Source organism: Thiohalomonas denitrificans (assembly GCF_016841685.1).
GTDB lineage: Bacteria > Pseudomonadota > Gammaproteobacteria > Thiohalomonadales > Thiohalomonadaceae > Thiohalomonas > Thiohalomonas denitrificans_A.
The window spans coordinates 77,198-101,074 of sequence record NZ_JAENYR010000002.1; the positions used below are offsets into that span (position 1 = coordinate 77,198).

Here is a 23,877-nt window from a genome sequence, read left to right on the forward strand (position 1 = left end):
TCATCTGCGGGACCACTCGGGTAGCGAGCGGACGGTCCGGCTGGAGGGGCTGGCCTTCGATCTCGGAACGGGCGCTTTGGCGCCGTTGGACCAATCCGTTGTCGCGCAGGCGGCCACCTTCCCGGCGCGTATCCGGTTCTCGGAAGGGGATCGACCGGGGATTCCCACCTTTTCGCTGGAGGACGGCTCGTCGTCGCCGACGGTTCTGGGAGCTTTCGATACCGCCTACGCCTGGTTGACGATGCCGGAGTCGGGGACGCTGGATTACTCCATTGGATATACGGCGAAGCTGGACAGCGTCTCGCTCCATAGCGGTGAGAACACGCCACAGGGATCGATCATTATTTCTGGTGTTCAGAACAACCAACTGTTTGCCGAGGGCGATGAGCTGGCGATCGGCTATCGCGTCGATGCTCAGGAGATTCGCTACGTCGTCCTCACCTTGAAGGATTTCAACGGTAATCCCGTCTGGAGCGGCTGGTCGAAAAACACCGAAGGCGCATTGACGTTGCGTCTGCCCTCGGTCGCCGTCCAGGACAGCTTTACCCTCAATGCCCGCGCCTATCTCGGGCAGGAGTACCGTTACGTCGAGAGCAGCGTCGGTATTCGTGTAGCACCGCGCTATTCAGTCCCCGCCCCATCACTTCAGGGACTCTCTGACCGGATATACCGGGGTAGCACACTGAGCCTGTGGGTTGAGGGGGTCGATACCGAGCGCTATCCGACCACACTCCGTGTACTCGATGCCGATGGGAACCTGCTGTTCTCCGGTGGTGAGCGCATCGATGCATCCTTGCCGGAGAGCGTTTCCGGCCGGATCACGGTCGAGGCCAGCGTGGAAGACGGCTATGGAAATCTCTCCCGGCGTGAGTGGTACGCGGAGATTATCGATCCGCTGCGCGTAACTGCCGGCACGGAATCGTTGCCGTTCGACGCCTTCCTGCCCGATGTGGGTAACTACCTGTATGCGCAAGGGCGGGAAATCCGCGATCGCAATGGCCTGTTGACCACCCTGGATGGCCCGGTGGCGGCCTTGGCCCACGGCGGCCGTTTCGTTATCGCTGCAGTAAGGGGCTTCGGGCTATCCGTGCTCGACGGCGGCGCCGGTTACCGTGCCGTGGGCCATCAGGGGAACGCTATCGGAGTGGAATACCTCTCCACTGCCGGTGATCGCGTGTTGGCTTCCTCCGGCACGCAAGTGAACCTCTACCAGCTTGTGGGCGCGGACCTGCAACCCATCAAGACGCTCGATTTGCAGGAGCGGATTCTCGAACAGGTGGCATACGGCAGCAGCTTCCTGGTTCTCACCCCGGAGCGCCTGGTGAAAATCGGCGAGGATGGCAGTATTGCTCATCAATACCAGACCGACGGTTTGGTGGCGATGGCGGTAGAGGGGCGCTACATCTATCTGGCCGCTGCTGACGGTCATCTGCACCGGGTCGGTTCCGACCTGAGCGGCTCCGCGAACGACGATATAGGTCTGCAGGCCGAGCGACTGATTGCCTTCACTGGCAAGCTGGTGGCCCTCGATGGAGGTGCGGACAGGGCACAAATCATTGATATCGGCGATCCGCTTCGGGCCCGGAAGGTGGCCGACTGGAACCTGAGCCTGGGCGGCAGCGCAGCGGGGGCGCGGCTCGCGGCGGGCCGTATCTGGCTGCGTGGTGGGCAAACCCTGCAGCTTGCCTCCGGCAACGAACCGGTTGTTTCGCTCTATGACAACGTGGAGGCGGGGGAGCCGGTTCGGGGCAGTATCCAGGACCTGTCGATCATCGACGGCAGAGTGGTCGCCGCAGCATCGAACTATGGTGCCGCTATCTACAGCGAAACGGCGGATAGCGGCTGGAGGCTCTCCTCGTATCCCGCTAAGGCCTTCTCGGTTTCGGCGTCCCGTGTGGCCGCGGGCGGCGGTTACTATTTCGTATTGCAGGAGAGTGCGCAGCGGGTCGTTGCGGTTCGAGCCGCGGATGGCGCCGCTAATACGCTCTATAGCGAGCTTTCCGCATCGGACCTGACGGTGGCCGGTGACGAACTCGCCGTAGCTGCGGGCGGAACGATTCACCTGTCCCGCATAGGGCAGTTCGGTGATAAGCGGAGCTTCCAGGTCTCGGATGCCGTGATCGAGGAGATGGCCACCGCCGGCAGCCTGGTGGTAGTCACGACCGATGAAGGCCGCACCTATGCCGTCGACATCCGTCCGGACACACCATCGACGGCACGCGTCAGGGACCTGAGCGCGATCACCGGGATCGGTGCCGAGCGGTTGGCGCTGACGGGTGACTTCCTCTTCTACGGGATCGGCTCGTCGCTGTACCGGCTCGACCTGAACAGCTACGTGGTCAATCCGGTGAATCTGGAAGGGGGCTACCTGCAAGCCGTATACCGGCAGGGCAACCTCTGGGTCGCTGTCGACGCAGCCGGGACCTACGAAATCAAGGCCCTTGAACCCTACGGCCTGGAGATGGTCCCGGGCTCCGCCCGCTCTGTGCCGCACCGCCCCACCGCGCTCGCGGTTGAGCGGGATCGCATCGCCTTTGCGGCCGCCTCCGACCAAATCCAGATCCTTCAGCTGCCACAGACGCTGCTTAGCGCCTCCGCTGCTCCGATTGCACCCCTGTCCAGGAGCGCGTTCAAGGCATCGGAGCGTATGCCGGCGGTGTTGAACGGTGCCGGCATGGGGGCGGCTGCCTACCGGATCAACGGCCAACGGGTCCTGGTCGATACCGATGCGCCGTTCCGCAGCACCGTGGCGCTGCCTGCGGAACTGCCGAACGGGCAGCACTTCAGCCTGATCACCCGCGTGGAGGATCATTTCGGCCGCGTCATCGAGTCACTGCCGCGCAAACTGCTGATGCGTTCCGATACGGCCGTGACAAACACGTTTGAAGTCGCCCTGGCGCTTCAGCAGCATACATGGGTGCCGGCGCCGTTCGAGGCTTCTGCTCAAGTCTTCGGCAGTTCACAGCCGATCGCATTCGTCGAGTTCCTCGTGGCGGACGATCCCGCCGGGCCCTGGAAATTCATCACCCGGAACTACGGGCCGGAGTATACGGCGCGGCTTGACTACGGCCGGGACCACAGCGGCTATTATCTGAAAGCCCGGGCGGTGGATGTCTTCGGAAACGCTGTCAGTTCGACGCCGGTGAAGTTCTACCGGCACCAGGACGTGACACAGCCGACGGGCACTCTGGCACTCTCCGGTGAAGCCACCTACCCGGAACTCGCCAAGGCCGTCGCTGGCTATCCGTTCTCGATCACTGCCGATCTGTCCGACGATGAGAGCGGCGTGGCCGAGGCCCTGCTGCGCCGCAATGGTGTCGTCGTGGCCGCCGCTTTCGAGACGGATACCCTGTCCTACACCGAATCGAACGCCGCACCGGGCACTATCAGCTACAGCCTTGAACTGAGCGATAGGGCGGGTAACTCCACGACGGTTCCGTACTCGGTGAGTGTAGTCACCGACCAGCGGCCGGTTGTCTCCGACATCAGCCTCCCGTCCACGATCCGCGAGCAGAGCACCTTCGATGTGCGGCTTTCGGCCAGCGACGATGTCTCCATTGCCACCGCCCAAATCGACTGGAACGGCTTTACCGATACCTACACCTTCTCCGATGTCCAGTCGCTTGAGAACCGCCGCTTCGCCGTCACGGACAAGCGAACCGAGCGCCTTGCCGATGCAATCCTGGAGACGTTGACGCTTCGCGTCACGGATGTCAGGGGACAGGTCGTCGAGCGACAACTGAGCATCACCGTCGAACCCGACACGGCACCGGATCCGAGCCAGTTGAATGTCGACTTCCCGGAGCAGGGCTTCTACGGCGGTCCGGCGTCTCTCACCCTATCCAATGTGGGTGCGGTCGATGATGCGCCGGTCGGACTGGTTCTGCAGGTTTTGCATATCAACGGGGATAGCGAGCAGGAGATTGCCCGCTTCACTCGAACCCAGACTTGGCAGAACAGCTTCAACCACTATTACCGGCTGCCGTCGACGGCGCTGCCGAATGACGAATATCGCCTGAAAATCGTTGCGACCGACGCCCTCGGGCAGCGGGCCGAGTCGAAAGAATACGTAACGAAACTGACCCAGCCGCCCAATGTGATCGAGTTCGCAGCCACTGCCGATGCGGAAAATCCTGCCGCCGTGCGTGTGGGCGATTCGCCCCTGTACCGGATCCAGGTACGCGACGCTTCGGCACGCTCCGTGCCCGATCAGCGGATTCGCTGGCATCTTCGCAACCCCGAGAGCGGGCACAATCAGTATCTGGGTGAGACGCGTACGGATGAATCCGGCTACGCCACCCTAGCACTGAATACAGCCCGCAAAGCCGGCTCATACCAGCTTCATGCCGCACTCCCGGACTATCCGTTGATCCAGCGTGCCGAATTCATCGTGGAGGTCCAACCGGGCGATACTGCCCATCTCATGTTTGCGAATGTGGCGCCGGTCGCGGCGGCGGCGCAGGCGACGATCAGCGTTCAGGCGCGGGACAGCCAGCATAATACGGTCACTCTCGACGACTCGACCCGGTTCCGGCTCACCCTGCCGAAGGGCTTCTCGTTCGCCGCTTCCGAGGCCGTTTCGGTCTCCCAGGTCTCCCTGAACGGAGCGATCGTCGAGCGAGGTGAAGTGACCCTTTCCGGCGGCAGCGCAGACGTTGTTGTCACTGCCGGCACCACCGCAGGGACCTATCCGATGTCCGTCGCCCCGCCTTCGGGCATCTACGCGCACTACGATGTCGACGCCGACGGTGATTTGGAGACGACTTCCGAAATCCCTGTCGAGGTGATTGCTGCCGCCCCGGCCGCGCTGCAGCTACTGGACGAAAACGGTGACCCGCAGGGTGATACCCCTGCAGTCTACGGCGTCAAGCACTCCGTGCCCGTGGAAGTGAGGCTCTTCGACCGCTACGGTAACCACGTCAAGCAGGTGGCCGGCGGCGATGCCGACTACGCTGTCGGCGTCGAGGTCACGGGTTCGGCCATTATCGACGAGTCCGGCAACAGCGTATCGGCCCAACTGACCCGCGGCAGCGTGCTCCTGCATGTCACCGATCCCGTATTCGAGGAGGTGACGGTGAGTATCGCTTCGGTCCCGGATGCGCTGTCCGCCGTCGACTACTCCTCGCAGTTCGTTATCCAGTTCACCCAGCAGCCTCCCGAGATCCGCCACGCTACCATCGGTGCCGGTTACGGTCGCCAGCTCAAGGCGCGCTTCACTTACGACGAAGCGGTCGAGCAGGTCGGCGCCGGAACGATCATCAGCCTCTCCCGGGACGGCACTTCAGTCAGCGGCACGGCCTATTTGGAGAATGCGACGACCGTCGCGTTCACTCCCGCTTCATCTTTCGAGCTGAACCGGTGCTATGAGTACAGTACAGCCGATTCAACCCTTTACGGGGTGGAGCGGGACGACCAGGTTCGCGACCAGCAGGACACGGTGTGCGCCCCGGATGTCCTAATCAATCTGGAAAGTCCGCTGCAGGTCTACGAAGGTCAAAGCGTGACGTTGCCTATCCGCTACGGGGCCGGCATCGACAGCTGCTCCATTGCCAACGGCCGGGCCACGCTGGGCGGAGAAGTACAGACGTTCCAGTGGTGCGACAGTTGGTGGCTGGAGGGCCGGCGCCGGCTCGCTGTGCCGGAGTACTCACAGCGGCAGGACAACGCCGTTTCGGATGGCGATAAGCTGGAGCTCGTGCTCTCCGGTGAGGTAGACGGCGCCCCCCTGGAGGTGGGCAACCGGCTTTGGGTCCTGGTATTCCAGCCGGACACCGACTTCGACGGCGATGGCCTGAGCAACCGCGTCGAACTCGGCAATGCCACCCTCGACCCGGCCAGCGCCGACTCCGACGGAGACGGATTGTCCGACGCCTTGGAAGATGCCGATGGCGACGGGCTCAGCAACCTTGACGAACTCACCTTGGGCACCGACCTGAGCGATCCGGACACCGACAACGACGGCCTGCTCGACGGGGCCGAGATCCACACCCATGACACCGACCCGCTCAATGCGGATACCGATGGCGACGGCCTGTCAGACGGCTTCGAAGTCAGCCACATCCCGTCCTCCTCGCCCCTGCTGGTGGATACGGACGGTGACGGCATTGACGACTATCAGGAAATCGAAAACGGCTTGAACCCGAGCAACCCGTCAGACGCCTCGGCCGACCAGGACGGCGATGGTCTCACCAACCTGGAGGAGGTCCAGGCAGGTACCGATATCGGCGACGCCGACACCGACAATGACGGTCTCAGTGATGGTGATGAGGTCAACGTCTACTCCAGTGACCCGACCGACCCCGATACCGACAACGATGGCCTGAGGGACGACATCGATAACGAGCCGACAGTGCCGGACACCACGGCGCCGACTGTCACTCTGGCCGAGCCTGTAGCAGGGGTCACACTGCTGAAAGGACAGACGATCACGTTCGCTGCCGATGCCGAGGACAACGGCCGAGTCGCCAGGGTGGAGTTCCTGGTCAATGGCGTACAGGTGGCGGTCGAAGAGGCCAGGCCATTCGCGACCCTGATCGAACTACCGATTTATAGCGGCTCGGTAACCCTGCAGCTCGTTGCCACCGATACCAATGGTAACCAGGCGCAGACCGAGCCTGTCGTGTTCGACCTCGTCGATGATCCCCTGACCACCATTATCGGGACGGTAGTTGATGCCCAGGATCAGCCGCTGCCCGGAGTCATCATAGAAGCCCTCGGCCAGACCACGCTAACGGCCGACGACGGCAGTTTTGTGCTGATGCAGGTTCCGGTAGCCCGGGGCGATGTCGCCGTTGCCGCCACCGGGAATCTGGGCGAAGAGCGGGTAACCGTGGTGAGTGACCCGATCGCGCCGGTCTGGGGCGGCACCACCGAAGTCGGGAAGCTCGTGCTCTATAGCCGAACCGTCAAGGTCGGCTACTACCACGCCTATTACGACTACGGGTTCGATTATCAGAAGCAGATCATCGAAAGGGCGGGTTTCGAGCCGGTCTATATCAATAACCTGTCCGGTTTCGACCTGAGTCAGATCGATATCCTCATGGTCGATGACTATTCCGGCTCCACCTACCACTGGGATTACGCCAACTCACGGCAGCGCATTTTCGACTTCGTGGCAAACGGAGGAACACTGATATTCCATGAGGAGCATCCGAACAGTGTTTCCCGCGTTCTCCCCGATCTACCGGGTGCTCCTGCCAGCACGATTACTTACCATTCGGATTACTACGCCTCCAGGGTCAATAATGTCTATGACCGCTGGGGGCCGATCGGCGACGGCCCCGCGGGCAGCCTGCCACTCGGCAGCCTCTCCGCGAGCTATGCCAGCTACGGCTATGTGCCGCTGGCCGAACTGGCAGATGGTGTGACGCCGCACCTCTATAGGGAAGATCGCTACAAGAATCGGGTCAGCGGCTTCAGCTATGCGCACGGAGAGGGCGGTGTCTACTTCGGCACCATCAGGCTCCGCAATATCTCCACCAGCAGCAATTATCACACCGTCTATGCGCCGAACGTGCTCAGCTACATGCAGGATTTGACGCTCAAGGACAGTGACGGGGACGGTCTGAAGGACATCTACGAATTCGAGCATGGCACCAGCCCGTTCGATCCGGACTACGACCGTGACGGCCTGCTGGACGGTTTCGAGGTCAAATACGGCTTCGATCCCCTAACAGATGGCGGCGAAGCAACCGCCGACTCCGATGCCGACGGCCTGACGAGCCTTCGCGAACAGGAACTCGGCACCCACCCCAAACTGGCGGACACCGATTCCGACACCCTGACCGACGGCTATGAGGTAGAAAACGGCTCGAATCCCACGTTGGCGGACTCCGACAATGACCGCCTCCGTGACGATGTCGAGTCCACCTACAACGCCGATCCGATGCTGGCCGACACCGATGGGGACGGTATCTCGGACTACGACGAAGTCTTCGTCTACCAAACCCGTCCGGATTCCGCGGATACCGATGGCGACGGCCTATCCGATGCAGTTGAGACCAGCAACGAATACAGCTTCCTCGACCCGAACAACGCCTCGGATGCCGGTTACGATTACGACAATGACGGTTTGACCAATCTCGAAGAGCTGACCGTCTATCAAACCGATCCCAAGAACTCCGATCACGACGGGGACGGTATCAGTGACGGTGACGAGGTCGCCCAGAACCTGGATCCTCTCGATTCCGACTTCGACGACGACGGCTTGTTGGACGGCGAAGATCCGGTCGCCTGGGAATACGACATGCAGGCCCCGAGTGTGGAGTTGGTCACCCCTGCAGAGGGTGGCGAATTCGTCAATGGTCAGAAGCTGTTGGTGAAAATCTCGGCCTCCGACGATGGCCGGGTGACCTCGGTCGGCCTGCGGGCAAATGGCTCCGAGGTGGCAAGCGATACGACGGCACCCTATGAGTTCGCGTACACGGTACCGACTGACGCCAGCAACCTTGAGCTGCAGGCGTGGGCCGAAGATACAGCCGGGAACCGAGCAGAAACGCAGGTGACTAGGTGGCCCGTTGTTGACGATCCGCTAATGACAGTGGTGGGCCGTGTAGTCGATGCCAGAGGAAACGCTGTTTCTGGTGCTACTGTAGATGTCGGTGGCTTATCCACGCTGTCAGCAAAAGACGGAGTATTCGAATTCGTTGGCGTACCGACTGTAGAGCCAATGCTAAAGGTTTTAGTAAATGCAAAATTCGGCAACGAGCCGATGATTGCGGAATCGCCTTGGTTTGAACCTGTCAGAAGCGGAAGCTTAGATACGGGTGATTTAGCGCTCGAGCCCAAAAAGCTCTTCGTTAGCGGTGCCAACGATTCCGATATTGTATACGAGGGCGAGGTCGGGCTTACGCATAATCTCTACTCTAGCGGATACCGATGGGATGTGAACTCGTATGGGCGAATAGTCGATGGAACCTCTGATGCGTATGATGGTGGTCAGAGGCTGATTGTTAGCGGGTATGACTATTACGGGGGCAATTCGGCCCTCACTCGACTAAATGGTCGCGAACTCACGCTTCCGAAAAAGCTATACGGCAATGTGGAGGTTCAGCGGCGGATTTATGTGCCAGAAGACGATATTTATGCCCGTTTCACAGAAGTTATCGAAAATCCAACAGGTACGGCTCAAACCGTTTCCGTGAGAGTTTATGGGAATCTGGGGTCTGATTCAGGTACACAGGTCATCGCGACGTCATCAGGCGACCTGACCATAACTGCCGAAGATGGCTTTTTCCTCACAGATGATGGATGCAGTTCCTGTCGGGATCCCGCTGTGGGTCATTTGTTTAGAAATGATGATTCGGTCGGTGTAAAGCCAGAAAAGGTATGGCTGAATGGTGACTGGTATTATGCGGACTTCGTGCTCGAAATACCTCCTTTGGAAAAGCGAGTCATTGTACATTTTGCGGTGCAAAATCAATCGCGAAATGTGGCTTGGCAAAGGCTGGAGGAGCTCAGTTCATCTCTACCATTAGACGGGATGGCGGCCGAAGAGGTTCCTTATATTGTCAATCAACAACTGTTGCTGGACAGTGATGATGACGGCATTTTCGATGCCGATGAGATTCCGCTGGGGCTCGACCCCTTCAATGCCGACACGGATGGCGATCAGCTGAATGACGAATTTGAGCTGACCTATGGCTTCAATCCGCTCTCGCCTGAGGGCGAAGGGGAGACCCATGAGGACGGCGATGCCGACGGCCTGGAGAACATTCTGGAGCAGAGTCACGGCAGTGATCCCACCAATCCGGATACCGACGGCGATTCCCTGCTCGACGGTGATGAGGTTCACGTATTTGGCTCCGACCCGCTAATTGCTGATACCGATGGCGACGGCCTCAATGACGACGTTGAGGTTGGGCTCGGCACACGGCCTGATCTGGCCGATACAGACGGCGATGGTCTGACCGACTACGAGGAAACCTATACCTATTCGACCGATGCTCTTGTGGCCGATACTGATGGCGATGGGCTCGGCGATGGATTTGAAATCACCTATAACCTCGAGAGTGCTTCGCCCGACGGAGACGAGGATTCAGACGGGCTCACGAACCTCGAAGAATTCGAGGCGGGAACTCATCCCCGCGATAACGATTCGGACAACGATTTGCTTTGGGATGGCGAAGAACTCAAGCGTTTCGGTACGAACCCTAACGCCAGGGACACGGATGGAAGTGGCCGCTGGGATGTTGACGAAATTTTCGTGGATGGCACTGATCCGCTCCTATCGGGGGATGAACTGCCAGTAGAGTCATCGCATCCGTACCTGTACGACATCAATAGCCGGTATTACCGCTTTCATAGGTACGGTTACCTTTACTACTCCCACGGCACGGCATTTGACGACACGTACGTTTCAGTAGAGGGCTCCAGCTACCGGACCCCCTACAGGAACCATGTGATCAACGGATCCAACTATTGGCACGGCTACTCCGCCAATGGGGCCGAGCGTCATTATCCGGCGGTTGCCAAAAGTGGAGTCCTGCTCAGCCGCCGGGCCTACGTGCCGAGGTCGGGCGCGGCCTTCGTTCGCTACCTGGAGATCCTGTATAACCCGACAAATGAAGAAAAACAGGTCACCGTGACCCTGAACGGGCGCTACGGGGCGACTGACGCCAATACCAGGGTCCAAACGTCGAGCAACGACGCAACTTTTGATGAAAACGACGAGAACCTGATCTTGTGGGATGCCGGTTCGAGTTCGCGCCTGCATGCGGGACATCTGTTCGCCGGTCCTCACCGGAAACAGAATCCCGCCCACGCAACGAGGAGTGGTGACGATTGGAGTGTTGATTACGAGGTTGCGGTTCCGCCGGGTGAACGCCGGATCATTATGCACTTCGGCGTACAGGAAGGGTCTTTCGAGAACGCCAGCGCGGCCTTGTCCTACGCGCGCCGGGTGGAAGGCGTGGCGCTCGATGGCCTGACGCCGGATATGCAAGCGGATATCGTCAACTTCTTCGCCTATGCGGATCAGGATCAGGATGGACTAAACGATCAGCAAGAGATCGAGCTAGGCACCGATCCCGCCAATCCGGACAGTGACGGTGACGGGACTATCGATAGCGAAGATAGCGAGCCCTTGACAGCTGATGTTACCCCTCCCGTTGTCGAATTAATCGAGCCGTCCGCTGGGCAGCAGTTCACTGTCGGCGATACCGTCACACTCACTGTTGAAGTGGCCGATAATGAAACCCTTAATGAAGTGGAGATACTCGCCAATGGCGACCCGGTGTATGTCGGGAGCGAGGCAGGGAGTCACACGGCACAGTTCACGGCCCCCTCCGCCGGCGAACTGTTAATCAGCGCCATCGCGACCGACGCAGCGGGCAATTCAACCGAGGTTTCGGGAACGTTCGTTGTTCAGCCCGACCCCGGAATGAGTGTAACCGGCCGAGTGCTCGACGCCTTGGGGGGCGGTGTCGGTGGCGCGGTTGTCACGGTTGGTGGCGTAAGCAAGGTCACTGGCGAAACGGGCCGGTTTACCATCGAAAATGTCCCGACTGTCGACCCGCAACTCTCCGTTGCCGTGGAAATTGAATTCGGCGAGGAGGTGATGACGACACAATCCGCGGAATTTGCGCCTGTACGGGAGCAAACCGTCGATGTCGGTGACCTGGTGGTCCATGCGAACGGGCGGCAACTCGTTGCCCCTGCGGATAAGCGGTTAATCGATTATGAAGGCGAAGTTTCGTCTCAATACCGCTTGTATGCCAACGGATATGATTGGGAAATCGACGGATATGGCAGCATCCAGGATGGCGATAGCGCTTACGACAACGGCCAATACCTATCGGTCAACGGCATACAGTACTACACGGTTCAGCCGCGCCTGACCCGACAGAGCGGCAGAGAGCTCACTCTGCCGGAGGAAACCATCGACGGGTTCGAGGTGATGCGCAGGATCTATGTGCCAACCGATGATTTCTATGCCCGCTTCACCGAGATCATTCGGAATACCTCGACCGTGACCCAAACTGCCACTGTGCGTATCTATGGGTGGCTTGAGTCCAGTGCATCGGCCCAGGTGGTTGCGACTTCGTCCGGGGATAAATTGGTTGGCAGTGATGACGATTACGTCCTCACGGATGACTCCTGTTCGAGCTATAGCTGCTCTCCGGCGGTAGGACACCTCTATACAGATTCTGGCCCCGGTGTTATCAGGCCGAGCAATATCACCGTGGACTACGACTACAGCGCTACCTACGAGGTCGAGGTTCCGCCCGGAGAGGAGCGAGCGATCGTCCATTTTGCGGTGCAAAACCACGACCAGGAAACCGCCAGGAATAAGCTGGAAGAGCTCTATCGTACCTCGACGCCGCTGCCCGCGATGATCCGCCAGGAGGGGCAGCAGATTGTCAACCTGAAGATCCTGCGGGATACCGATGACGATGGCCTTTTCGACGCTGAAGAGGTGCCGCTCGGGTTCGACCCGTACTCGAAAGACAGTGACGGCGATCAACTCGAGGATGGCTTCGAATACCAGTACGGCCTGAATCCCTTGTCCGCGCCGGGCGAAGGCGAGGCGAGTTTGGACGGCGACGGCGATGGGCTTACCAATCTCGAAGAGCAGACCTACGGGACCGACCCGACCAATGCCGATACCGATGGCGACACACTCCTGGACGGCGCGGAGGTCCACGAATACAACTCCGATCCGAGGAAAACGGATACCGACGGCGATGGCGCGGCCGATCAGGACGAAGTGGCCAACGGAACCCGACCTGATCTCACCGATACCGATGGCGACGGTCTGAACGACTATCAGGAGCTGTTCACCTACCCGACCGATCCGCTTCTGGCCGATACGGACGGCGACGGGATGAATGATAAATTCGAGGTGGACTACAACCTACTGAACGCCAGCGCAGACGGAGATGAGGACGGTGATGGGCTGACAAACCTCGAGGAGTATCAGAACAGTACCCATCCGAGAGATAAGGACACGGACCATGATTATCTCTGGGACAGCTGGGAGGTGCGGCAGTACGGAACCGACCCCAATGCCGCTGATTCCGATGGCGGAGGCCGCTGGGATTCCGATGAACTCTTTGCGGATGACACGGATCCGCTAAGTAGCGGTGATGACCTGTCAACGACTGGGGCGTATCCCGGTTTCCATGACGCGGCGGGCTGGTACTGGCGCTTCTACTACCAGGGCTTCGTCAATTACGGGACCAATAGCTCTATCTATGATGCGTTTAAGCTGGTGGTAAATGGCTCCTACTACTACGGGGCCAACACCGTCAATCAGGTTTCCCTTGCAGTAGGGGGTCGACAAATCCACTACGGTACCCGGGCCATGTCGGGGCTTCGGGTCACGAGGAGAGCCTATGTGCCGGATACGGATGGAGCATTTGTTCGATACCTGGAGGTGCTGGATAACCCGACCGATGAAGACAAAGTAGTCACCGTGACGCTTGAGTCCCGGTACGGTGCCTATGACAGCGATACGGCCATATGGACCTCGAATAACGATGCCTCCCTTGATAGTTGGGATGATTATGTGCTGTTCCGGGATACTTCCAACACCTCTCGCCCGGTATTGGGACATCTCTTCAGTGGTCCCTATCAGGAAGTGGAGCCAATGGCGACAAGTCAGTCGGGTCGACTCTGGGAGGTCTCCTATACGGTTAAAATACCGGCCGAAGGAAGGCGGATTCTCATGCACTTCGGTACCCAGAGGAATACTTTCGAAGATGGACGCAACGGGCTTGAGGATCTACGGCGGGTAGAAGGCGCGGCTCTGAACGGCCTGTCTGCCGAGGACAAGGCCGATATCGTCAACTTCTTCGCTTATGCCGACCAGGATCAGGATGGCCTTAGCGACAGCCTCGAGACCTCGCTCGGTTCCGACCCGCAGAGCAAGGATAGCGACGGCGACGGGCTGCTGGATCGCTTCGAGTTCCTCTACGGCTTCGATCCGCTTACCGCCGGAGAGGAATCCGAAGATCCGGACTCGGATGGCTTGACCAACCTGGAGGAGCAGGCGGCGAATACCGATCCCACCAGGGCGGACACTGATGGTGACGGGGTGGACGATGGGACCGAAGTCGCTGATGGCACTAGGCCCGACGTGGCGGATTACGACCTCAGGGTGCTCTCGGATACGCCGGCGGCCTATTGGAGGCTGGGAGAGGTCTCCGGCGCGACCGCTAATGATGAATTGAATGCCACGTACGGTAGCTATATCGGTTCGCCTGCGCTCGGCGACCCGGGTGCGCTCGGGAACGACTCCGATACATCAGTCGGCTTCAATGGAACCCAGTATGTGGATTTCGAACCGACTGCCACACTGTTCGCCGATAGTGATTTCACGATAGAGGCTTGGGCCAAATGGACCGCGACCGGTTGGCGGGTAATCTACGCCAAACGGCATGTGGACCTGGTTCCGGTGCTTTCGTTCAGGCAGAATTCATCCAATCAGATAGCTGTTTACTGTGTCGACGGAGAGGGAAATACGGCTTCGGTCAACGACAGCAGCCGATCGTGGAACGACGGACAGTGGCACCATCTCGCCGCTACCAGGGAAGGGAATCGGTTCGCTATCCATGTGGATGGTGAGGAACGGAACGCTACCACGACGACGGTTGGCGCCTGCGAGGCCGCAGATGCCGGCGCAACGATCGGCACCAAGGGCGATGGTTGGGATGCCGATTACTGGTCGGGTCACCTGGACGAAGTCGCTTTTTATGACCGCGCGCTATCGGTTGGGGAGATCGAAAAGCATTATGCCATAGGGGTAGGAACGCTTGGACAATAAATACACACGTTGAGGATGACGAATTCTATGTTGGAAGAGCGAGTATCTCGGGGGAGAAAGACTGTAAGGGGGGCTACGGCCAAATGGATTTTCATCCCGGCCGTTATCTTAGCCGCGGGTTGTTCCGGTACCGATGGCGACACGCTCGCCAGGGTAAATGGGGAACCGCTGTTGCGTGCAGATTTTGAGTCTTATCTGGAACATAAACGCATCCCTGGCGATCAGGAGCAAAAAGTCAGTGCAGAGCTCGAACGATATCTTGAGCGGGAAGCGCTGGCCGATATCATTGAGCAGCAGGGAGTTCTCGATGCACGAAAGATACACACGGAAGTCAACGAGTTTCGCAAACAGATGCTGATCTCCCGCTACATGGAGACATACCTGCGTGAAAAGGTCACAAGCGAAGCGGTAAAGAACTTCTATGCCACCAATCCGGACCGGTTTCAGTCGGAAAAGGTCCACGTCGCGCACATTCTGCTGAGAACCAACTCCGAAACCAGCAAGAGCGAAAAGGAGGCCCTGGAGACAAAGGCCCAGGAGATCTATAGCCGGGCGACCGCCGGCGAAGAATTCGCGGAGTTGGCGGCCCAATATTCCGAAGATCAGATGTCTGCCAAAAAAGGCGGCGATCTGGGTTGGGTGGAGGAGGGGGCAGTCGATCCGGTCTTCTCGGGCACGGTTTTCAAGATGAAGGAGGGGGATGTTTCCCTACCATTCGCCACGCCGTTCGGCTTTCACGTGGTCAAGGCGCTCGAAGGACCGAAAGTTGTTAAACAGCCGTTTGAGCGAGTCAAAGGCAACATCCGCTACGAACTGCGGCAACGGGCCAAGCAAGCGGAAATGGAGCGCCTGCGCAAGCTCATGAAAATCGAGAAAGTGGCCGAACTGTAATGCGAATCCAAGTCGCGGTCATACTGGGTGCCGGATTTGCCGTGCTGTCGGCGTGCAGTGAAACGCCGCAAACCGAAAAGGAAGCGCAAGCTCCGGACGTCGTTCGAAATCAAGGTGAAGTGGTCGCCTATGTGAACGACCAGCCCATCGCCGCCGAAAGGGTGGAACACCTGGCCCTGAGGCTGGGAATGGCGGAGGCGGTCGAACGCAGTGACCAGGCGGCACTCGGAAGAATAAGCGAATCGCTCATAAATAGCCGGGCGATGGCTGTGCTGGCGGAAGCCGAGTTGGATGAGGCTGAACGCAAGAAGCTGGCGCTCGATGTTGCCAGCTACCGTGAAGAGCTGTTGGTCAAGCGGTACCTGAAAGACACCATCGAGCCCAAGCCGGTCGGCTCGGATGAGGTACTGGATTACTACCAGAAACACCCGGAAGCTTTCGGCGGGGGCGTGGAAAAGACCTTCGAGATCCTGCGGGCCGGTCCGGATATCTCCGACGATGAGCGGAACGGAATAATTCGAGCGTTGGGGAGCGCCGCAGGCACCACGGACTGGAAAAAGTGGGCACAGGAGTTGGGTGGCCAGGTTGCGTATAGGAAGTCGACCGCCCGGTCCGCGGTCCTGGATGGCCCACTTAAAGCTCTCGTAGAGAAAACGAATGCCGGGAGTGTTTCGCCGGTGAACACGTCGGAAGGTATTTTGGTGGTCCGTGTTTTGGACGAGCGCACGGTCCCGCCGCAGCCGCTCGAAGCGGTCGCAAGCAGGATTCGAAAGATGCTTGCACCGATGCATTTGAAAGAAGCTGTTAAAGCGGCAGCCGGGGAGGCTCGCAAGAAAGTCAGTATCCGCAAGCCGGGCTGAACGGTGCTGTTTGAGCTGGGAGTTGGCGTTCCGGCTTTCTTTAGTCTTTTAGCCTAACTTGCAATAGCGCGGCGCGGGGATTTTCCGCACGCGGAGGAGCAATTTCGCGGGGGCGGCTGATTCATCGGCCCAAGTCGAACAAACAGAGAACAGGGAAATGCCTGGGTTTTGGGGGAAATGGGCCCGGAGGGTCCCGGTAAGAGAAACCGCGCGATTCAAGCCGGATAATGGCTTGGCGATTTTTCGTGCGGACCGCCCGCGTGGATTGCCGGTGTTCGTGGCTCAGGCCTTGATGTTTTTTAGCCTCTTTGCCGGAGCGGCGCCTGCCATCTCGGGTACCTGGAACGTAGTCGAGCCGACCGTCGTTGCACGGGAAAAAGGGGCCCCCGTAAACAGCAATATAGACTTTTCGGTCCGTGATTCCTCGGCCAAATACGATATCAATCTCTATAACGGCGGGACCGGAATCTGGACGGATACCGGCGATCGGATCAGCAGTGCCTGGATAGCGCTGAATCGAAAGCAGATTTTTCGGCCTAAAGACTTCAGCCAACAGGTCGGAAGTCTCACGAAGCCAATAGCCCTGGAAGAACACAACTTACTCGACCTTCGACTGAATGGTAAACCCGGGGGCTTTCTTGTCGTAGAGGTGATCGGTTACGACTTTGTGCCGCCTACCATCGAGGCGACCATCGAGCCGGCGCCGAATCGGGCGGGCTGGAACAGGACCAGCGTCGTCGTCAATTTCAGCTGTTGGGACAAGACTTCTGGAGTTGCCGTTTGCCCCGAATCGGTCCCGTTGGAACTCGAAGGTAAGGACCAGGTGGTCAGCGGCACCGCCGTGGACCATGCCGGCAATGAAGCGAGCACCTCCATCACGGTCAATATCGACAAAACGCCGGTGGACATCACCCCGGTGATAGAGCCGGCACCCAACGCCGCCGGCTGGAACCGGGTGGATACCACCGTGCACTTTGAGTGCACTGACAACTTGAGCGGCGTGGCCGAGTGCTCCGAGCCGGTTCAAATCACCACCGAAGGGGCCGACCAGCCGGTGCGCGGCGAAGCGCGCGACGTGGCCGACAATACCTCCAGCGCCGAGACCCGCGTCAGCCTCGACAAGACCAACCCGGCAATCACCATCACGCCCACCCCGGCGGCCAACGAGCGGGGCTGGAACAGTGAAAGCGTCACCCTCGACTACACCTGTACCGACGCCTTGAGCGGTGTGGCCAGCTGCCCGCCGAACCGGATTATCGATGGGGAAGGGCAGGGCCAGAGCTACAGCGGCAGCGTCGTGGATTTGGCCGACAACAGTGCTGATACGTCCATCACCCTGCACATCGACAAGACCGCCCCGACCATCGCCACCTCCGTGTCCCCTGCGGCCAACGCCAATGGCTGGCACCGTGAAGACCCGACCGTCACCTTCACCTGCAATGATGCCCTGAGCGGCGTGCTCTCGTGCCCCGAGCCGGTGACCCTTACCACTGAGGCGGCGGACCAACTCGTCGAAGGCGCCACCTACGACAACGCCGATAACAGCGCCGGCGCCCGGGTCACCATCCACCTCGACAAAACGGCGCCGCAAATCAGCGCCTATATCGAACCCGTTCCGAACGCTTCCGGCTGGAACAAGAACCGTGCCATCGTTCACTTCGAGTGCAGTGACAGCCTCAGCGGCATCGAGACCTGCCCGGCCTCGGTCCCGTTGGAACTCGAAGGTAAGGACCAGGTGGTCAGCGGCACCGCCGTGGACCATGCCGGCAATGAAGCGAGCACCTCCATCACGGTCAATATCGACAAAACGCCGGTGGACATCACCCCGGTGATAGAGCCGGCACCCAACGCCGCCGGCTGGAACCGGGTGGATACCACCGTGCACTTTGAGTGCACTGACAACTTGAGCGGCGTGGCCGAGTGCTCCGAGCCGGTTCAAATCACCACCGAAGGGGCCGACCAGCCGGTGCGCGGCGAAGCGCGCGACGTGGCCGACAATACCTCCAGCGCCGAGACCCGCGTCAGCCTCGACAAGACCAACCCGGCAATCACCATCACGCCCACCCCGGCGGCCAACGAGCGGGGCTGGAACAGTGAAAGCGTCACCCTCGACTACACCTGTACCGACGCCTTGAGCGGTGTGGCCAGCTGCCCGCCGAACCGGATTATCGATGGGGAAGGGCAGGGCCAGAGCTACAGCGGCAGCGTCGTGGATTTGGCCGACAACAGTGCTGATACGTCCATCACCCTGCACATCGACAAGACCGCCCCGACCATCGCCACCTCCGTGTCCCCTGCGGCCAACGCCAATGGCTGGCACCGTGAAGACCCGACCGTCACCTTCACCTGCAATGATGCCCTGAGCGGCGTGCTCTCGTGCCCCGAGCCGGTGACCCTTACCACTGAGGCGGCGGACCAACTCGTCGAAGGCACCACCTACGACAATGCCGATAACAGCGCTGGCGCCCGGGTCAACATCCACCTCGACAAAACGGCGCCGTCGGTTGCTTTCAGCCAGCCGACAGAAGGGGCTGTGGTGACCCAAAACCCGCCTGCGGTAACGCTTGCTGTCGATGACAATCTGGTGGTCGATCCCGAAACGGTCCAAATCGCAGTGAACGGTACCGCGGTCAGTGCCGTTTGCTCGATGGAAAATGTGACACTCAGCTGCACGTTGCCGGAAGTCATCCCGGGCAACGGAGCCTCCTTGCAGGCGCAGGTTGCCGACATGGCCGGCAATACTGCAGTGGCGAATGTGAGTTTCGTGTTCGACAACGACGGCGACGGCATCGTGGATGCCGAAGACGTATTCCCCGCAGACCCCAACGAATGGGCCGATTTGGACGGCGACGGCACAGGCGACAACAGTGATCCGGACCGCGACGGTGACGGCTTCACCAACGAGGAGGAAATCGCGGAAGGACACGACCCGAGCGATCCGGAGGATTTCCCCGATCGCACCCCGCCGGTGATTGAGCTCAGCGGTCCGGCACAGCGCACCACCGAAGCGGATGCCGCCGATCTGTTTGGTACCGTTACCGACAATCACAGCGGCGTCGCCGGCCTGACCATCGCCTCCGATCGCTTTGGCGAAATCGAATTCGACGCCTTTGTCGAGGCCGGCAACTGGTCGGCCAGCATCCCGCTGGAGATCGGCACCAATCAGCTGGTCATTACCGCAAGCGACGGCGCCGGTAACCAGAGCAGCCAAAACGTCACCGTACAGCGCGAGGACCCCGACAGCATCCTCGGGCTCTCCATCGAGTACCCGCCCTCCAACACGGTACTCACCGAACCGGAACTCATCGTTCAGGGCTTTTTGCGCTCCGATGTACCCGCGCTTTCGGTCAAGGTCCAGGTGGACGGAACCCCCGCCGACGTCGAGCCCACCGAGGAGGTCACCCGCTACCGTTTCACCTCCGAAACCATCACCCTTGCCGAAGGGGTCAATACCCTCTATATCGAAGCGGATGTGGATGGCGAGCCGGTGCAGCGGAGCCTGATCGTGCTCTACCGCCCCGAGGGCGAGATCATAGCGCCTCCCGCCATCGCCGTGCTGGCGCCGCTCCCCGGGAGCTACCTGACGGACACCGGCTTCTTCCTCGCCGGCAGTGTCACCAGCGAAGGGGGACTCAGCCGCCTGACCATCGACGGACAGAGCGTCCCCTTCGGCTCCGAACTGGCGCCCGAATATCCCTTCCGCGAGTTCTTCAGCTTCGCCGACGCTCAGCAAGCGCTCACGCTGACCTTCGAGGCCGAGGATGCCGCCGGGCAAGTCGCCGCGAAGGCCGTCACCTACTACCGTGATACCGCGCCGCCGGTCATCCAGCTCGACCAGCCGCTGGAGCCGGCCCCCACCGAGAACCCGGTTGTCGAGCACCCGTATCATTTGCAGGGCGTCATCAACGAAAGCCATTTAGCCTCACTGCTGGCTAACGATACTCCCGTCGGTGTCGAACCGGTCGCCGAGGGGCAGTACCGCTTCGACATTCCCGTCTCCCTGAGTTCCGGCAGCGGCAGCGTAAGCCTTATGGCCAGCGATCAGGCCGGCAACCGAACCGAACTGGACTATGTCCTCACCCTGCAGGGCAGCGGCTTGCTGCTGGAAATCATCGCGCCGGAAGAGGAGGGAGAGTATATCCACACCGGCGCCCCGCTCCCGGTCCGGGTCACTGCCAGGCTGAAGGGTGCGCTTCCAGAGGGAGGCAGCGTCGCGGCCACGCTCCAGCGCGACGGGGCTCAAATCGCCCAAACCGCGATGGAAGGGGAGAGCAGTCTGCGGGACGGAACGGTGGAGCTTCCGCCGCAGGCAGGGAGCTACACGCTGCAGATTGCGGCCGCGGATGCCGACGGAACGGTGCTGGCCAAGAGCCGTCGGAGCCTGCAGGTTATCGCCGCCAGCGACCTGCCCCTCTCCGTCACCCGCACCGAACCCGCCGCGGACCAGACCGGCATTGAGCCCAACACCTTCGTCTCGGTCTACTTCAACCGACCGGTCGATCTCGCCAAGCTCGCCTTCAGGGTCCACGAGACCGCCTACGGGCTCACCTATATAGATAACGATCCGCTGGGCGCCGACGCGCTGGAAGGCAAGGGCTACCAGCTGAAGCCGGTCAACCGCAGTTATGCGCCGGTCCCCGGCAAGCTCTCTGTGCTGCCCACGCGCCGCGTCGTTGCCTTCTACCCAGAGCGGGACTTCGCCTACAACGGTGAAGTGTTCGTGGACGTCGAGTACGAAGAAGAGGCGCTCACCCGCATCCGCTTCAACACCCGGCCGCTGCCCACTTTCGTCACCGGGGTGGTGGTCGACCAGTTCCGCCAGCCGGTACCGGACGTCGAAGTCACGCTTCCGGAGCATGAGCGCACTGCACGCACCAACGCCAACGGCGCCTTCGCCTTCGGCTTTGGTGACCCGGCCGGCGAAACGCTCCCCGGCGGACGGTTCAGGCTGGTCGTGAATTCGGGGATGGCAAACCCCCGCTACGGCACGCGCCGCCAATGGGTGAATATCCAAAACGGCCGGAGAAACCCCGTGGGAGCCGTAACGCTGCCCGCCACCAACCGAAAACAGCCCCTGGTCCCGCTCCAAGGGCGCAAACAGACACTGTTCCTGAATGGCGCCCTGAACGTAGACCTCACCGGCGCCGAGCTGCAATTCCCGGACGGACGCCGCCGCGGCGATGCGCAGGCGCAGTTCATGACCTTCTCGCAGATCCCATACCGCGTCGAACCGCTTGCCGTGCCCCATTGGATGTACGTGCTCCAGCCCGAGGGGATAACGGTCGAGGGAGAGACGGCTATAGACGTGGCCGTGCCGAAGCTCAACGAAACCCACGACTATCTGCCCCCTAACGGCAGCTATGTGGTGATGCTCGGCCTGGACGGCAAAAGCCGCCACATCGTCCCGGTCGGTGTCGGACAAATCCGCGACTTCCGGGTCGTCTCCGTCGGGAAGTCCCACTACGAAACGCTGGACGCCATCGGCTATGCACTGGTGGGCGAAACGATGCAGCCGCTCCTGTCCGATTATGCGGAAGGAAAGGCCACCCTGCGCGACCTGCTTAGCGCCTTGGCCTCCGAAGACAGATAGATGAAGGGATCGAGAAGCCCAATGGACCGTCACACCCCACAATCCGCCGCCCACCTTCTGACGAGCTGCCTCCTGTGGGCGTTCGCGCTTCTGCTGATAACGGCCGGCAGCGCCCGGGCCTTTATCTCGCCCTATCTCGGTGGCTTCACCGGCAGCTACACACTACAGCTCTACTCCAAATCCGGTGCGGTCTACACCCGCGCTATCGTGGAGGGGGACAACGGCCAGCCGCAGTTCGTCGTGTACGACAAGAGCGGCACGGAGCTGGAGTTCATTCACGAAAAGTACGGCGATTACGCCGACGCCAAAGTGGTCTCGGGCGACTACTACCGCAGCTGGCTTGAGCGCCTTGAGACCCTCCGCGGGACCTACCCGGAGCTTGAGGTGGTCCCGGCCGGTTCTTACCCCGGCAGCTACACCACGGTGGACGGCCAGGCCATCAGCGCCCCTTCCCCGGATGAGGAGACCCTCACCCTGCTTCTGCGCCCCGAAGACCAGCGCTACGAAGCCGATGGCAGCGACCTCGTGCTGCTGGAGATGCCCATCGACGCCAACGAGACCCCCTTTTCCTCCAGCCGCTCGATACTCCTGGGCTCCGAGGGGCAGATTCTTTACCAGACCGTTCACAACATCGGCTTTCGGGTCGCCTACTACGGCACCGGGGAGGACTACGACGGCGGCGGACAGCGGCTGCATGACGACACCGTCTATGGTCCGCTGGTGGGCGCGCCGCTGGAGCTTGGCTTTGCCAGCAGCGGCGGGCGGGCGGTGACCGACGGGGAGGGCAAGTACGCGATGCACTACACCCTGCCCGCCTGCCCCGGCTTCACCTTCACGTACAGCACTCCGGTCTATCTCACCCTGCAGTACCGGCGCTTCAACCCCCACGGCTCGGGGAACCTGCCCTACACCCTGTGGCGCCCGGGGTACGACTTCTGTAACGGTCTGGGGATCTACAACCCCACCACCGCCGCCATCGTGGCCAGCATCGCCACGCCGATAAAGTACTACTCCGACTTCCCCGTGGACCTGATGGTCCTCTCTGGCAAGGCGCGCATCGCCGGCCCCGACGGCAGCGCCATTCCCCTGGGTCAGGTCACCCGCTTCGACGGCAGCCGTGCCACTCTCGAGCGCGAGGCCAGCACCACGTACGACTTCGATGGCGACGGGCAGTTCGACACCACCGTCCTGGGACGGCTCACCGAGGATGCCGAGCGCAATGACCTCTTCCAACAGGCCGTCGAGGGCGAAACGCCGGAAGTGCAGGGCGTGTGGCTCTCCAGTCGCGGCAGCGGCCCCACCTTCGACGCCGAAGGGCAAACCGAAGACCTGCCTGATCTCACGCGCCTGCCCGACTGGAGCGCCGACTTCGACGACCGGGCGCTTTTGAGCGAACTGAGCATCGAGGACTTCCGGGATACCGACCTGTACGTCTTTCGAGAATCCACCGGCCAGCTGCTGATTGAGCGGCGCGGGCTTCGCGAGAGCGAAATCGACGGCAGCCTGGTCGGGGTGAATGAGGGTGAGCAGCACTTTTTCTACACCCTGCGGATTTTCGGGGCCGACGGCGGGCAGCTGAGAATCGTCAATGCCCCCAACACCGACGAGGAGTTTGCCCAGTTCCAGCGGGCCGAAGGCATCGTCGACCCGGACCTGCACGCCCGCAACGCCGACCACCTGCGCCCCGGTGAGCCGGTGCGGGTGATGGCCATCAACCGCGCCAGCGGCTATGTCGGCGAGGTCACCACCACCCTGAAGTCCGCCGACGACGG

General features: G+C 60.7%; 5 protein-coding genes (1 of these 5 running past the window's edge). All 5 read left to right on the forward strand.

Going from position 1 to position 23,877, the window contains the following annotated elements; genetic code table 11:
• Positions 1-14,764: the 3' end of an Ig-like domain-containing protein gene (locus Q7L05_RS00745; protein WP_303900901.1), read on the forward strand. It extends 26,129 nt beyond the left edge of the window; the window shows 14,764 of its 40,893 coding nt (coding positions 26,130-40,893); its start codon lies off the left edge, out of view; the stop codon is at positions 14,762-14,764.
• A 171-nt stretch (positions 14,765-14,935) separates the two neighbouring features.
• Positions 14,936-15,655 (forward strand): peptidylprolyl isomerase, encoded by a 720-nt coding sequence (locus Q7L05_RS00750; RefSeq protein ID WP_303900902.1) that lies wholly within the window; start codon positions 14,936-14,938, stop codon positions 15,653-15,655.
• Positions 15,655-16,515 carry a peptidyl-prolyl cis-trans isomerase gene (locus Q7L05_RS00755; RefSeq protein WP_303900903.1) on the forward strand — a complete coding sequence of 287 codons (861 nt, stop codon included), beginning with the start codon at positions 15,655-15,657 and terminating at the stop codon, positions 16,513-16,515. Before Q7L05_RS00750 ends, Q7L05_RS00755 begins: the two co-directional genes overlap by 1 nt.
• A 232-nt stretch (positions 16,516-16,747) precedes the next feature.
• Positions 16,748-22,105 (forward strand): carboxypeptidase-like regulatory domain-containing protein, encoded by a 5,358-nt coding sequence (locus Q7L05_RS00760; RefSeq protein ID WP_303900904.1) that lies wholly within the window; start codon positions 16,748-16,750, stop codon positions 22,103-22,105.
• 21 nt (positions 22,106-22,126) lie between these two features.
• A partial coding sequence (locus Q7L05_RS00765; protein ID WP_303900905.1) for a hypothetical protein occupies positions 22,127-23,877 on the forward strand: 1,751 nt, incomplete at its 3' end.